The organism is Micromonospora sp. NPDC005206 (genome assembly GCF_040608175.1).
GTDB lineage: Bacteria > Actinomycetota > Actinomycetes > Mycobacteriales > Micromonosporaceae > Micromonospora.
Genome location: NZ_JBEXHU010000045.1, coordinates 6,234 through 20,046, shown reverse-complemented (window position 1 = coordinate 20,046; position 13,813 = coordinate 6,234). Strand labels below are relative to the sequence as shown.

General features: G+C 68.0%; 11 protein-coding genes and 4 pseudogenes. 11 read left to right on the top strand and 4 right to left on the bottom strand.

The annotated features are described in order from the left end of the window. A partial coding sequence (locus ABZU69_RS35750; RefSeq protein ID WP_354968668.1) for an IS30 family transposase occupies nt 1-731 on the top strand: 731 nt, incomplete at its 5' end. A gap of 4 nt (nt 732-735) precedes the next feature. Beyond that, nucleotides 736-1,026, top strand: a pseudogene (locus ABZU69_RS35745) (integrase core domain-containing protein); the annotation flags it as partial. A gap of 159 nt (nt 1,027-1,185) precedes the next feature. Here the strand turns inward: ABZU69_RS35745 and ABZU69_RS35740 are convergent. Next, on the bottom strand, nt 1,186-2,415 hold the full coding sequence (locus ABZU69_RS35740) for a low temperature requirement protein A (RefSeq protein WP_354968667.1): 1,230 nt from the start codon (nt 2,413-2,415) through the stop codon (nt 1,186-1,188). Between the two features lie 167 nt (nt 2,416-2,582). Here ABZU69_RS35740 and ABZU69_RS35735 point away from each other — a divergent pair, with 167 nt between their 5' ends. Continuing rightward, entirely contained in the window at nt 2,583-2,738 is a 156-nt protein-coding gene (locus tag ABZU69_RS35735) for a hypothetical protein (protein ID WP_354968669.1), read from the top strand. 77 nt (nt 2,739-2,815) lie between these two features. On the opposite strand, the pseudogene ABZU69_RS35730 reads toward ABZU69_RS35735, so the two are convergent. Continuing rightward, nucleotides 2,816-3,010: pseudogene (locus ABZU69_RS35730) on the bottom strand (transposase); the annotation flags it as partial. Here ABZU69_RS35730 and ABZU69_RS35725 point away from each other — a divergent pair. Both ABZU69_RS35725 and ABZU69_RS35720 read left to right on the top strand, forming a co-directional pair. Then, nucleotides 2,991-3,563, top strand: a pseudogene (locus ABZU69_RS35725) (proton-conducting transporter membrane subunit); the annotation flags it as partial. The pseudogenes ABZU69_RS35730 and ABZU69_RS35725 sit on opposite strands and share 20 nt — an antisense overlap. A gap of 545 nt (nt 3,564-4,108) precedes the next feature. Further along, nucleotides 4,109-4,819 (top strand): peptidase M23, encoded by a 711-nt coding sequence (locus tag ABZU69_RS35720; protein WP_354968666.1) that lies wholly within the window; start codon nt 4,109-4,111, stop codon nt 4,817-4,819. A gap of 86 nt (nt 4,820-4,905) precedes the next feature. Here the strand turns inward: ABZU69_RS35720 and ABZU69_RS35715 are convergent. Beyond that, nucleotides 4,906-5,259 (bottom strand): annotated as a pseudogene (locus ABZU69_RS35715) (multicopper oxidase domain-containing protein); the annotation flags it as partial. Between the two features lie 224 nt (nt 5,260-5,483). Next, nucleotides 5,484-7,328: a KUP/HAK/KT family potassium transporter gene (locus tag ABZU69_RS35710; RefSeq protein ID WP_354968665.1), complete on the bottom strand. Its 1,845-nt coding sequence runs from the start codon at nt 7,326-7,328 to the stop codon at nt 5,484-5,486. A gap of 730 nt (nt 7,329-8,058) precedes the next feature. Here ABZU69_RS35710 and ABZU69_RS35705 point away from each other — a divergent pair. The 6 genes from ABZU69_RS35705 to ABZU69_RS35680 form a co-directional block, all read left to right on the top strand. Next, nucleotides 8,059-9,282 carry an ATP-binding protein gene (locus ABZU69_RS35705; RefSeq protein ID WP_354968664.1) on the top strand — a complete coding sequence of 408 codons (1,224 nt, stop codon included), beginning with the start codon at nt 8,059-8,061 and terminating at the stop codon, nt 9,280-9,282. Continuing rightward, nucleotides 9,279-9,743, top strand: coding sequence for a roadblock/LC7 domain-containing protein (locus tag ABZU69_RS35700; RefSeq protein ID WP_354968663.1), 465 nt, complete (start codon nt 9,279-9,281; stop codon nt 9,741-9,743). The genes ABZU69_RS35705 and ABZU69_RS35700 overlap by 4 nt, the downstream gene beginning before the upstream one ends. Before the next feature lie 24 nt (nt 9,744-9,767). After that, complete coding sequence (locus ABZU69_RS35695; RefSeq protein ID WP_354968662.1) at nt 9,768-10,112, top strand: DUF742 domain-containing protein; 345 nt, start codon at nt 9,768-9,770, stop codon at nt 10,110-10,112. Next, nucleotides 10,090-10,695: an ATP/GTP-binding protein gene (locus ABZU69_RS35690; protein WP_354968661.1), complete on the top strand. Its 606-nt coding sequence runs from the start codon at nt 10,090-10,092 to the stop codon at nt 10,693-10,695. The genes ABZU69_RS35695 and ABZU69_RS35690 overlap by 23 nt, the downstream gene beginning before the upstream one ends. 21 nt (nt 10,696-10,716) lie before the next feature. Beyond that, nucleotides 10,717-11,958 carry a styrene monooxygenase/indole monooxygenase family protein gene (locus ABZU69_RS35685; RefSeq protein ID WP_354968660.1) on the top strand — a complete coding sequence of 414 codons (1,242 nt, stop codon included), beginning with the start codon at nt 10,717-10,719 and terminating at the stop codon, nt 11,956-11,958. An 852-nt stretch (nt 11,959-12,810) separates the two neighbouring features. After that, on the top strand, nt 12,811-13,813 hold a 1,003-nt coding region (locus tag ABZU69_RS35680; protein WP_354968659.1), incomplete at its 3' end, for an IniB N-terminal domain-containing protein.

The following is a 13,813-nucleotide window of genomic DNA, read 5'->3' as shown; positions in this document are numbered from 1 at the left end:
GCCACGAGGCGATCTACCAGTCACTGTTCATTCAGGGACGTGGAGCGCTCAAGCGTGAGCTGGTTGCGTGTCTGCGCACCGGCCGGGCGCTGCGGGTTCCCAGAGCGCGGTCGCAGAACAAGCCGCAAGGGCATGTCACTGCCGATGTCGTCCTCTGCGAGCGCCCCGCCGAAGCCGCGGACCGCGCGGTCCCCGGGCACTGGGAAGGGGATCTGATCATCGGGACGGGCCGCTCCGCGATCGGCACGCTCGTCGAGCGCGCCAGCCGCTGCACGCTTCTCGTGCATCTGCCTCGGTTGGAGGGCTGGGGCGAGAAACCACCGGTGAAGAACGGTCCCTCGCTCGGCGGCTACGGCGCTGTCGCGATGAACACCGCGCTTACGACATCGATGACGAAGTTGCCCGCGCAGTTGCGCAAGACCCTCACCTGGGACCGCGGGAAGGAGCTCTCCGGTCATGCGCAGTTCACCCTCGATACCGGCACGACGGTGTTCTTCGCCGATCCGCACTCGCCCTGGCAGCGGCCGACGAACGAGAACACGAACGGGCTGCTGCGTCAGTACTTTCCGAAGGGCACCGACCTGTCGAGGTGGTCCAACGAGGACCTCGAGGCCGTCGCCCTCGCGGTCAACAACCGGCCCCGCAAGATCCTTGGCTGGAAGACCCCGGCCGAGGTCTTCGCCGAGCAGATACGCTCACTACAACAGCCCGGCGTTGCAACGACCGATTGAACTCGCCCAGTTTCGCAGCCGGAAGTTCGTCCACGCCCTACACCAGCATCACATGATCGGGTCGATGGGCAGAGTCGGTGCCGCCGGCGACAACGCCGCCATGGAATCGTTCTTCGGCCTGCTGCAGAACAACGTCCTCGACCGGCGTAGGGCCACCCGGCAGCAGCTGAGGACCACGATCGTGACCTGGATCGAACGGACCTACCACCGCCGCCGACGACAACACTCTCTGTCCCGGTTGACCCCTATCGAGTACGAGACCATCATGACCCCACCGGCCAGTCAGGCTGCGTGACTGAAACTGTCACCTATCGGTGCAGCAGACCCGACCCTGTCCGTCGAATCTGGTCAACCCCAAGCCATTAGCAACGTACGTAGGCTCCACAAAGTGGCGGGGCATCGACGCGGCAAACCTTCTATCCGCCGTCGATGCCCGCTCTTACTTGGGCGGCGGTCAGCTGGGCGGCGACGGGACCTCCGGTGGCTTGCCCGCAGCGTTGCGCCAGTCCAGCACGGCGATGAGCAGCAGCACTGCGGCGGCGGTGGTCGCGGTGGCCAGCGGCGACACCCGCCCCATCAGCGGGGCTGCCGCGGCCAGCAGGGCGATGCCGACGATCCTGCGCCGCGAGACCCGGGCGAACACCAGATGCTCCAGGCGGGCCCGGCCGACGAGGAACAGCGCCGGCCCGCCCAGGATTGTCGCCAGCCACGACGGGTGTGTCACGTGGGTGTGGCTGTGCTGCACGATCTCATATCCGATTGCGGTGGTGACGATGCCCAGCACCATCAGCGCATGCGCGAACCCGACCCGTCGACCCCACCCCGCGGGATCGTCTGCCGCGTCAAGGGCCTCGGGCAGCAGCTCACCGGCCTTTTGGAAGTACACCCGCCACAGCAGCGTCGTGGTGGCGAAAGCGATCACCAGGCCAGCAGTCTTGTAGAGGTCGTGCGGGTGGGTGCTATAGCTGGTCCCGACGGCGAGGATGCTCGCACCGAGGGCGATCATCAACAGCTGTTGGTTCCGGTCCGCCAGGTAGTGCCCGGCGAGCTGCCAGATGGTGTTCTGACGCCGACCCAGCCCGGGCAACGGCCAGCCCAACCTCGCCGATCCCAGATCCACCACCGCCGCCACCGCCCACCACACCAGCTGGGCGGCGCCGACGGCCACCCCGCCGCCTACCCAAAACACCCCGGCCAGGCATAACCACGCCGTTACCCGCCAGTACAACCGGCGCAACCGGTGCGACCGCAGACCCAGCGACATCACGGCCGGGCGCGCCACCCGTGCCGTCACGAACACCACCGCGAACACCAGACCTTCACCGGCGAACGCCCCCGGCACAGCCGTCCCCATGATCATCATGGCGAAGGTGCTAAGCAGCAGCATCACCCGAGTGCCCGCGCCGCGTGGCTCGAACCGGCCGGTGAGGTACGCGGTGGTGGTCCACAGGTACATCACCGATATGAGCAGCAACACCGTCCGGCCGGCATTGCCCCACCGCTGCGCCGGGTCGTCGCTGAGGAAACCGGGCAACGACCCCGCGACCACACGGTCGAACGCGAACACCACCGCCAGATCGAAGAACAACTCCACGAACGTCGCCTGCTGCGCGCTGCCGCTCCGCCGCAGCAAACCCACCGCCCGACCCGCGGCCTGCCGCCGCCCGGCAAACCGGCTGCCCATTTGCCCCATTCAACTGCCCGGCAGGCCCGAACACACCCGATACCGCCAAGTCAACCGCCGCTCTTGAACGCATAACCGCTCGCTGCCATCCCGTCTGCCGCCGACCCACACCTCGGTGGAGGGCACTGTTGCGTTGAGCGCTGGCAAGATCGAGGCAGGCTTGAGCAGTGACGTCATCGACCCGGCCTGACCCGTGGCTGCCTCCGAAGTCGGCGTTCGCCGGGTTCCGGTTCCCGCCCGAGGTGATCGTGGTCGCGGTCCGCTGGTATCTGCGGTTCAACGCTCAACGCAACAGTGCCGTTGTATGTCACGGCACGAAATGATCGTCCGTTGTGGGCGAAGGACAGCAAGAACTCTTGACAGTTGAAGATCGAAAGCTGTGCGACAGCCTCGTGACTCTCGCGCGGAGGTGCCGAAACCCTCGGCGGACGCGGGCGGGTGACAGACGCTGCGGTGGTGCGAGTTTCTCCCAGGGCCAGCGCAGGTCGGCGGCCAGGGCGCGGGCCAGACGGAGCTGGGTGTAGGCGGCGAGGATCATCCAGGTCCAGCGGTCGGCGGCCTGTGGCGTGCGGATCTTCGGGCAGGTGGATCCGAGGCGACTGCTCGGCTTGTCCACCGTCAGCCAGGTCGGCTTTCTCCTCGTGCCGGTCGTGGCCGCCGGCCGCAGCGACCTCGCCCTGCCCTCGCTGCTGGTCTACCTCACCGGTTATGTCACCAACATCGCCGCGTTCGCTGCCACCGCGGCTCCGCCCGAGTGCCGGGACCTCGCCCACTGGCGGGGGGTCGCGGGCCGTCGGCCGGGGTTGGCGGCAGCGCTGCTGGTGGCCCTGCTCGGCCTGGTGGGAACCCCACCCACCGCCGTGTTCGTCGGCAAGCTCACGACGGCGACCGCCGCGTGGGACGGCGGCCTCGCCTGGCTCGCGGTCGTCGTCTTCGCGAACAGCGTGGTCAGCCTGTTCTACTACCTGCGCTGGATCATCCCGACCTACCGCGAGCCCGCGCTCGCACCGCCGGGCAGCGATCACTCCCCGTCCCATGACAAGCCAGGGAGGCCGTGGTCGGCGAGGGTTGCGGTGACCGCTGCCGCACTCAGCCACGCGGTGGGTGTCGCCGCGGGCCTGCTGTGGGACGCGGCGGCGTCGCCCTAGACGCTGGACAGACGGTCCGGTGAACGGGGCGGGAACCGCCGGTGACCGCGAGCCGCGACCCGGTGATCAAACAGGGCGAATACGCCGATCTGCCATAGGTCTTGTAGCGAACGGTCGAACCCCATATCACCTGAAAGGCTGAGTTAATCGATCATCGGGTCGCAGTTGGCCTGCTGGGCCGTTCCGACCCTGCCCTCCGGCGCGCGACGGAATGACCTGTTTGCCCGGACGGCGAGGATCCTCCCCATCGCCGCCGGAGCCAGCCTGAGGCTCCCCTTGCGGCCGAGCAAAGTGTGGTCACCGCCACATGATCACCGTGTGTAACCGCTGCTGACCCTGCTTAGCCTCGTCGGATGCATAACGACGGCAACCTCGACGACCATCACGGCCTCGGCGGACCGACTGACCGTTCGGACGATGCTACCTCCACCGACCGGACAGCCGGACGGTTTCAGCCTCGGCTGTCCAGGGCCGTATCGCGGCTCACCGGCCTCGTCGGTCTCGATAACCAGGCCGCCGACCGGCGGCACCGGAACCGCATTGCGATGGTCACCGGTGCAGCCTGCTGCCTCGGACTGGTCGGCTTCGCCCTGATTCCCGCCAACCCCGCCGGCCAGTCACCGGCCCCCGACCAGCGTGCCGAGATCGCCCAGCGGGCGGAAGCTGACGCCGCCTCCCGCGCGATGGCCCGCGAGTCCGCCGCCCCGGTCACCGAAAGCCCCGCCCCCGCAAGCTCCCCGTCACCGACGGCCAAGCCCACCCCGGAGGCGAAGGCGACCGCGAAGGCGACCGTGAAGCCCAAGCCCACGCCTAAGCGGATCGTCCCGGTCGCCGGGCTGGACCAGGCCCAGATGGACAACGCGACGACGATCGTCCGCACCGGCCAGAAGATGGACGTGCCGCGCAAGGCGCTGGTCATCGCGGTAGCCACCGCCATGCAGGAGAGCAACCTGTACAACTACGCCAGCGGCGTGCTGCCGGAGTCGCAGAACTACCCGCACCAGGCGATCGGCTGGGACCACGACTCGGTCGGGCTCTTCCAGCAGCGGCCCAGCTCCGGCTGGGGCGCGATTCGGGACCTGATGAAGCCCGAGTACGCCACCCAGCAGTTCCTCACCGCACTATCGGAGGTTCCCGGCTGGCAGGACCTTCCGCTGACCGTCGCGGCGCAGACGGTGCAGGTGTCGGCGTTCGGATGGCTGTACGCCCAGCACGAGTGGCGGGCCACCGAGGTCGTGGACGCCGTCCTCTCCTGACGACCGCCCCCGAGCGGCTCCTGCTGGGTCAGCTGCCGCTTCAGCACGACCGTGCCTGACTGTCGAGATGGACCGTCGACGCGGCCTCAATCCCGGTAGTCGAGCGTGGCCATCATGCCGGCCTCGGCGTGGTAGGCGTTGTGGCAGTGGGCCATCCAGCGGCCCGGGTTATCAGCGTCGAAGTCGACGGTGACCGTCCGGCCGGGAACGACGATGACGGTGTCCTTGCGGACGCCGCCACCGGCCACGGCGAAGGTGTGTCCGTGCAGGTGCATCGGGTGAAACATCTGGTTGCGGTTGACGAACTCCAGCCGCACCCGCTCACCCAGCCGCGCCGGCAGTGACGCGGCGTCGTGGTAGGTGGCTCCGTTGATGGTCCACCGGTAGGGGCTCATCGACCCGCCCAGCTTCAGCTGGTGCACTCGGTCCGGTCGCCGCCGGCCGGGCATACCTGACGGCCCACCTCTCGCTGGCGCTTAAGGCAGTGGCATGAGGCCAGCGGCTGCAGGAGCTGCACTCGGCGGTGCTCACGGAGCTGTGGGTCCGCGCGGTTCTAGCTGCGCGTGTCGACGTCGGCGGAGATTCACACCTCCATGCTCCACATCGCCGGACTGTGCTTTGCCCGACTACTGGGCGGGGCTCGCGGTGGTCCACGAGCGCGGGTCTAGACGGGGACTTCGGCGCTGAGGACGATGGTGAGTTCCTCCGGTAGGTGCAGGAACTCGGCGTGGCTGGCGGCGTTGTGGGCAAGGGCGATGAACAGCCGTTTACGCCAGGTGGCCATACCCGGGCTACGGGTGCAGCGCAGCGTGATCCGCGAGACGAAGTAGGAGACCTGCTCGCAGTCGATTCCTTCGGCGAGGGGGTGCGTGGCGCTGCGGCGCATGACCTCGGGGAAATCGGTGGGGTCCTGAAAGCCGAAGACGGCGCTGATGTGGATGATGCCGTCGTCTGGGTCGCCGAGATCGTCGATGGTGAGGCGCTGATCCCACGGGATGTGGGGGACGTTCGCGGTGCTACCGGTGACGATGACGATCTTCTCGTGGCGTACGTGGTTGTGCGCGACGTTCGCCCGCAGCGCCAGGGGAGTGGTCTCCTTGTTCGGGTGAGGGAAAACGGCGGTGCCCTGCACCCGCGGGATGTTCGCTGCGTGCAGGGTGTCGATGAAGTCGCGCAGGGGGCCTTCGCGCTCGATGCGCCGGGCGGTGACCAGTTGCGCTCCGCGCCGCCAGGTCAGCAGGAGAGTGAACAGGACGATCGCGATGAGCAGCGTCAGCCACCCGCCGTGGGTGACCTTGGCTAGGTTCGCGGTGAAGAAGGTCAGCTCGAGGCTGCCGAAGACGGCCCCGAACAGCACCAGTCGCCAGAAGGGCCAATGCCACTGGACCCGCGCGACGACGAGGAACAGGGTCGTGGTGATCAGGAACGTGCCGGTGACCGCTACCCCATACGCGGCGGCGAGGTTCGTGGATGAGCCGAACGCGAACACCACCAGCAGGACTGCCGCGAACAGGCCCCAATTCACCCCGGGCGCGTAGATCTGTCCGTACTGGTGGGACGAGGTCTGCCGGATGCGCAGGCGCGGCAGGAAGCCCAGCCGCATGGCCTCCCGGGACACTGAGAACGCCCCGGAGATCACCGACTGGGACGCGATGACGGTGGCCACGGTGGCCAGGACGACCATCGGCAGTTGCGCCCAGTCGGGTAGCAGCAGGAAGAACGGGTTCTTCCGACCGGCGGGTGCGCGCAGGATCAACGCGCCTTGGCCGAGGTAGTTGAGCGTCAAGGCGGGAAACACGATTGCGAACCAGGCCAGGCGGATCGGGGCGCGGCCGAAGTGTCCCATGTCGGCGTAGAGCGCTTCGGCGCCGGTGATCGCCAGTACCACGGCGCCCATGGCGATGAACGCGATGACGGGGTGGTCCACGAAGAACAGGACCGCATAGCTGGGGGACAGCGCGGCCAGCACGCTCGGATGACGGATCACCTCAGCCGCGCCGGCGACGCCCAGACTGGCGAACCAGAGCAGCATGATCGGCCCGAACACCGCCCCGACCCGTCCGGTGCCCCAACGCTGAATGGCGAACAGCAGGGTGAGGATCACCGCGGACACCGGGAGCACCACCACCGCCCACGCCGGGGAGATGACCTCGAGCCCTTCCACCGCTGACAACACCGAGATCGCCGGGGTGATCACGCTGTCGCCGTAGAACAGGGCAGCACCCAAGGCACCCAGCGCCAGCACAGTGGCGGCGCGCCTTTCGCTGCCCTTGACCAGCGCTCTTCCGGCAAGCGCGGCCAAGGCCATCACCCCGCCCTCGCCCTCGTTGTCGGCCTGCAGGATGAAGATGACGTACTTGACCGACACGATAAGGATGATCGACCAGAAGACCAGCGAGATCACGCCGAACACGTCCGGCGCGGTCGGTACCAGGCCACGGTCGAGGGTGAACACCGTCTTCAACGCATAAAGCGGGCTAGTCCCGATATCGCCGTACACCACGCCCAAGGCGCCTAACGTCAGCCCAAGCCCCGCCGTCCGACGACCCGCAGACGCTGTCCGAGACGCCGGCTCACCACTCTTCGCCGGCCCCTGGTCCAGGCTGGGTTGTTCGTCGTCCGCTAGCTCCGCCACCCCACAGGCATACCAACCAACACGCAACCCCCTGGGTCGTATGTCGGAATCGGTGGCGACGGGGTACCGACCTGCCGCACCAGCAGGAATGGCACCACCGCCGAGATCTCCGCTACGGCGCCGGCGGCCTGGACAGCAAGAGGTTTCCCCACCTGAACGGGCGACACCAGCCGGACCGAGCGGCCGCTGGGGTGCGGATGGTTGGACGTCGAGCGTGTCTGGCGGACCGTAACGACATCCGGACCATCGACGCCTGTTCCTCTGGAGGTCGGGGTGCGCGACATCCATGGCGCGCCGGGACTCACGACGCCCGGGTAACGCTCCGCGTGACCGACAGCACCGTGAGGTACACCGGGAGTAGCCATATCAGCCGACGCCGCGCGCCTTTCACCGCAGTGCTGCACTCCGGACGATGGCGTTGGTGCGACAGGACGCCGAGACGGTCCTGCCGCGGCCGACCGGACGGACAGGCGAAGGTGAATAGGAAGATTTCTCCCAGTCGGGGTCTGAAGCGTTGCGATCGGTGAAAGACGGTGGTTGACTGCTGCACCATGCCAGAACACGAGATAACCGATTGGTCGGGTAGATCGTGAAACATCAAGCCGTGGCAACTCACTCGATGGATGGGCATCCGGTGACGTGGCGGCAACGGTTGGCCAGATGGCTGGACCCCACCGTGGCGCAATGGGCGGTCGCTCAAGAGCAGGGGTCGACCCCACCGGACCCGTCGCCACCACCGGAGCGTGTCGAGACCCTGTGGCCCGCGATCTGCGAGCAGTTCGCGCTGCGCATTCTGGCGTCGGCCTACCAGATGGGCAGCCACCTCGAGGTTGTCGAGGCCGATGAGCAGGATCCCGAGCGGCTCGAGCGGCTCTACCGCATCGACCACGCGAACACCCGCATCCGCCGCCACGCGGAGAACCTGCAGGTTCTGTTGGGACGGCGTGTCGAGGACGCCGACCGGCAGACGGTCGCCTTTGTCGATGTCATTCGGGCCGCGACATCGGCTACCGAGTACTACGCGCGAATTCGTGTCGGACATGTGGTGGGCCTCGGGGTCGTAGAGTTCGCGGCCGACGACGTGATTCGGGTGCTGACTGAGCTGCTGGACAACGCAACCCGCTTCTCCCCGCCGACCTCGTCGGTGATCGTGTCGTCGTTCATCACCGAGGACGGCAGCGTGCTGCTTCGTGTCGAGGACGCCGGCGTCGGTGTCAGGCCCGACCAACTCGCTGCGCTCAACGCCATGCTGGCCGGGAACACATCGGCGCCGGTCGCGGATAACCCGGCAGCGCATCTGGGTCTTGTCGTCGTTTCGTACCTGGCCCGCGCCCACCACCTGCGGGTCGCGCTGACAAACCGACCCTCGGGCGGCACGACCGCGACCGTGCTGGTTCCCGCGCCGCTGCTATGTGAGATGGCGTCCACACCCCCTCCACCCTCGCATCCCCAACGTGCGGCACCGGTGGCCCACCGCCCGTCGGTTCAAACCGGAGCCCGTGAAGGAGGGGGGCAGGTGGAGGCGTCGCACCCGGGCGCGCAAGCTTCCACCTCTCGCCTGACGCTCGTACATGGCCGGCCGGGCGGCAACGGCCACCGCGTCGCAGCGCAATCGGTCGCCAGTGATGGTGGTCTTCCCCGTCGCGTACCGGAGAGTGTGCGCGCTGACGGCCGCCCCGATGGCGGGATTGAGAACGCCGTTGCCGCATCGGGGCACCGCGCCTCGCCAGATCGGGACACTTGGCCGGACGAGACGGTTGCTTTCGCCGCCGGCGTCACCGATGCACAGGTACCACCAACCGTGAAACCCGAAGGACACCTGCCATGACTCACCCGAACGGCGGCAGCGGCGGACCGCAGGCGGCCGCCTCCGGGCACCAGGATTTCGCGTGGCTGGTGCGCCAGTTCGCCGACGACGTGCCCGGTGTCACCCATGCTTTGATCGTGTCCCTCGACGGTCTGCAGCTCGCCGCTTCCCGCCGGGTTTCCCGGGACTTGGGCGATCAGTTGGCTGCCTTGACCGCGGGGCTGCTCAGCATGGCCGACCGCAGCGCAGATCTGCTCGACCTAGGCGCGTCGGAATATCTGACTGTTCGCCTGCCGCGCGGACACCTCATGTTCATGCGGGTCGGCGATTCCGCGGGGCTGACCGTGGCCGCTGCCGCTGGTTGTGACCTGCGGGTCGTCTCCTACCACATGACGCAGTTCGTCGGCGCCGTCGGGCACGTCCTGACCCCGCAGGTCCGCCACGATCTGCACCGCCTCACCGTCAGCCAGCCGCCCGGCTGAGTGGCCAGAGCCGAGGGAGCGAAAGTGCCCACCACCTACTGGAAGGTGCGGCCCTACGTGTTGACCGGGGGACGCGCACGCACCCGGCAGCATCTGCTGGTGCACACCCTGGTGTCGGTGCCGTTCTATGACGCGGTCTTCGCCTCAGGGCTGCTGCCCGAGGCGCGGTCACTGTACGAGCAGGCCCGGCAAACCAGATCGGTTGCCGAACTGTCGGCGGTATGCGGCATGTCGCTGGGCGTGACCCGGGTCGTGGTCGACGACCTCGCCGCCACCGACCGGCTGCAGATCCACGACGGCCACTACACCACCCAGATCGATCTTCACCTCCTGGAGAGACTGCGCGATGGCCTCCGCCAGCTTGCCTGACAGCCCCCTGCTGACCTCGGCGAAGATCGTCATCGCCGGCGGCTTCGGCGTCGGTAAGACCACCTGCGTCCAGTCCATCTCCGAGATTCCCCCGATCAACACCGAGGCGTGGATGACAGCGGCGAGCGAGACGGTGGACCGGCTGGACCCGGGAATCGACAAGACGACCACGACCGTGGCCATGGACTTCGGCCGGCTGACGATCGGCGCCGACCTCGTGCTGTACCTGTTCGGCACACCCGGGCAGCCACGGTTCTGGCCGATGTGGGACGACCTGTGCCGGGGCGCGGTCGGCGCGCTGGTGCTGGCCGACACCCGGAACCTGGAGGCATCGTTCCCGGCGGTCAACTATTTCGAGCAAGACAGCGACGTGCCGTTCGTGGTCTGCGTCAACCTCTTCGACGGCGTGCTGACGCACCAGCTAGAGGACATCCGCGCCGCCCTCACGCTGTCTGCCGAGGTTCCGCTGATCACCTGCGACGCCCGCGACCCGTCGTCGGTCGCCAGGGCCCTGCTGGCAGTCGTCGAACACACGATGGCACGCACCACCGGCGCGGTCCCGGACGCACTCGCGGCCCGGTAGCTCAACCACCTGGAGGCACCAATGCGGAAGATTCTGATCGTGGGGGCCGGACAGTCCGGGCTGCAACTCGGGCTGAGTCTGCTCGCCGAAGGGTACGACGTGACCATCATGTCGGCCCGTACCCCCGATGAGATCCGCCGCGGCTGGGTGATGAGCACCCAGGCGATGTTCGCCGCGGCGCTGGACACCGAGCGTGAGTACGGGCTGGATCTCTGGCAGGAGCAGACACCGCACATCGAGGGGCTGCAGCTGTCCCTGTCCGCCCCACCCGGCGAGCGAGCGCTGCGCTTTTCTGGCCCTCTGGATCGCTACGCGCAAAGCACCGACCAGCGCCTGAAGATGGCCAGCTGGCTGGAGCTGTTTGAGCAGCGCGGCGGCACGGTGCACTACCAGGGTGTGACGACCGCGGACCTGGACGGCCTCACCAAGCTGCGCCGCTACGACCTGACCATCGTCGCCGCCGGCAAGGGCGACCTGGTTGGCGTCTTCGACCGCGACCCGCAGCGGTCGGTGTACACCGCACCCCAGCGAGGACTCGCCGTCGCCTACGTGCACGGCATGACACCGGACCCGCTGTGGCCGGTGCCGCATGTCAGCTTCAACGCCGTCCCCGGACTCGGGGAACTTTTCGTCATCCCCGCACTGACCCTGTCCGGGCCATGCGAGATCCTATTCTGGGAAGCCGTGCCCGACGGCCCGCTTGACCTGTGGAAAGACCGGCGGGACCCGGCCGAGCATCTCAAGCTGACCCTCGAGCTCGTGCGCCAGTACACCCCATGGATCTATGACCGGTGCGCCGACGTGGAGCTCACCGACGGGCGGGCCACCCTGTCCGGTCGATACACGCCAACCGTGCGCCACCCCGTGGCAGAGCTGCCCTCGGGCGGCCTCGTCCTGGGCATGGCCGACGTCGTGGTCGCCAACGACCCCATCACCGGCCAGGGCAGCAACACCGCCGCCAAGTGCGCCTACTCATACCTCGGATCCATCCTGGAGCGGGGGGACCAGCCGTTCGACGGACCCTGGATGACTCAGACGTTCGAGCGGTTCTGGGAAAGCGCCGGGCAGGCCGTAACCACCTGGACCAACGCCATGCTCCAGCCGCTACCCCCGCACGTACAGCAGATCCTCGCGGCCGCCTCCACCAACCCGACCATCGCCCGCCGGTTCGCCAACGGCTTCTCCGACCCCAACGACTTCCAGAACTGGTTCATGACACCTGACGCCGCGGACACCTACCTGGCCACACTCGCCGCCAACTGATCCACCGACCACAGCGTCCGCCGGTACATCACTCCCAAGCGACTTACGGCGGGCTGTCTCGCTGATCGTCCCACCGAAGATTCGTCGATGCCTGGCCCCGGTATGACCTCCCCCCTGTCGCTTGCCCGGAGGAGTGGTTGCCGCCGGCCGGTGATCTCGCGGAGCACCTCGTCGGGCACGGGCTGGTTCGGCTGTGATGTCTCTGCCGACCCCGACGTCTGTCAACAACCTGCCGGCGCGGCTTCGGTGGGCTCTTGAGAATGTGTCGGTAGAAGCGTTGGCGAGGCGTCATGTCGGGGGCATGGCGGCCGTCCTGCCGTTATTGAGCTTGCGCTGGTACTCGAGCGGACAGCGCCGCCTTGGCTTCCCGCGTTGCGGACGCCAGTTACCGCCCAGCGCAGCGGCGGCCACGGCCTTGATCTCGGCCTGCACGTGCGGGAGCGGGAGCCACATCGCGGTGGGAAAGTGAGGCCAATGTGCCGTTCAAACCCGGTACACCGCAGTCCCCCGTGGGTGGTCGTGCCGGGTAAGCGCCGGGCGCTGAGGCGCGGCCGGGTCGTGTGGTGGCCATGGATCCCGCGAGGGACGCTGCATGGCCGCATCGAGGTCCAACTGTCTGAACGGCAGTCATGTCTTGGTGCAGTCGGCAACCGCCGCTTCGATGACGCCGTCAAGTTCGCTGACCGGCTGCTGCGCCTCACCAACCTGGGGCTATCGATGGGGGCTTTCGCGCAGGAACCCGGTAATCCCCTAACGCCAAACGCCGCCGATGCCCTAACCCGGCGGGATAACGCTGGGGTGCACCCCCGATGCCCGATACCGCTGTTCAACCTACGGTCGATCGTGGGTCGGGTGAGCTTGCCTGGACCACGTCCTAAAACACCAATCGATGGGACCGGCAACATGAGTGAAAGCGCCAGCACAAATTCAACCGCCGACGTGAACTCCACCTCTGCCGCCGATTGGACCGGCAACACGGAGGTAACTGCCGATGCGAACTCGACGACCAGTCTGGAGTCCACCGCCAACGCGGGGTCGACCGCCGAGATGGGCGTAACCGCTGGGATGGCGTCGCCGCAGAGCCTGCAGGACTTCGTATTCGGCCTGCTCAGCAACGTCGACGCCCGGGCGGCGTACGAGGCGGACCCGCAAGGTGCGCTGGACGGCGCGGGCCTCAACGACGTGAACCCGGCCGACGTGCAGGACATCGTTCCGCTGGTCGCTGACTACGTTCCTGTCCAGGGCGTCACGTCCCTTCTTGCCGGAGACAGCCTCGGAGTTAGCGCGGGTGCCACCGTCGACGGACTGGCGCTCGGCGGCGTGGCCGGCACCCTCGACAGCACCTTGGGCGGCCTCGGCCTCACCGGTGTGACCGGCGACGTGGGCGCCACCCTCGACAGCGTGAGCCTCAGCAGCGTGACCGGCGCCCTGGACAACACCCTCGGTGGACTCGGTGTCAGCGCAGTCACCGGCGGCCTGGGCGGCACGGCGCACGGCGTCACCGCCCTGGCAGCCGGCGTGATCGGTGACGTCGGTGGCACCCTGGACGGCACGGTCGGCGGGCTCGGTGCCAGCGGCGTGATCGTCGACGTCGGCGGGACATTGGACGGCACGGTCGGCGGGCTCGGTGTCGGTGGTGTGATGGGCGATCTGGGCGGCACGGTGCATGGCGTGACCGGCCTGGCTGGCGGCGTCACCGGTGACCTCGGCGGGACTCTCGACGGCACGGTCGGCGGGCTCGGTGTCGGTGGTGTGACGGGCGATCTGGGCGGCACGGTGCATGGCGTGACCGGCCTGGCTGGCGGCGTCACCGGTGACCTCGGCGGGACTCTCGACGGCACGGTCGGCGGGCTCG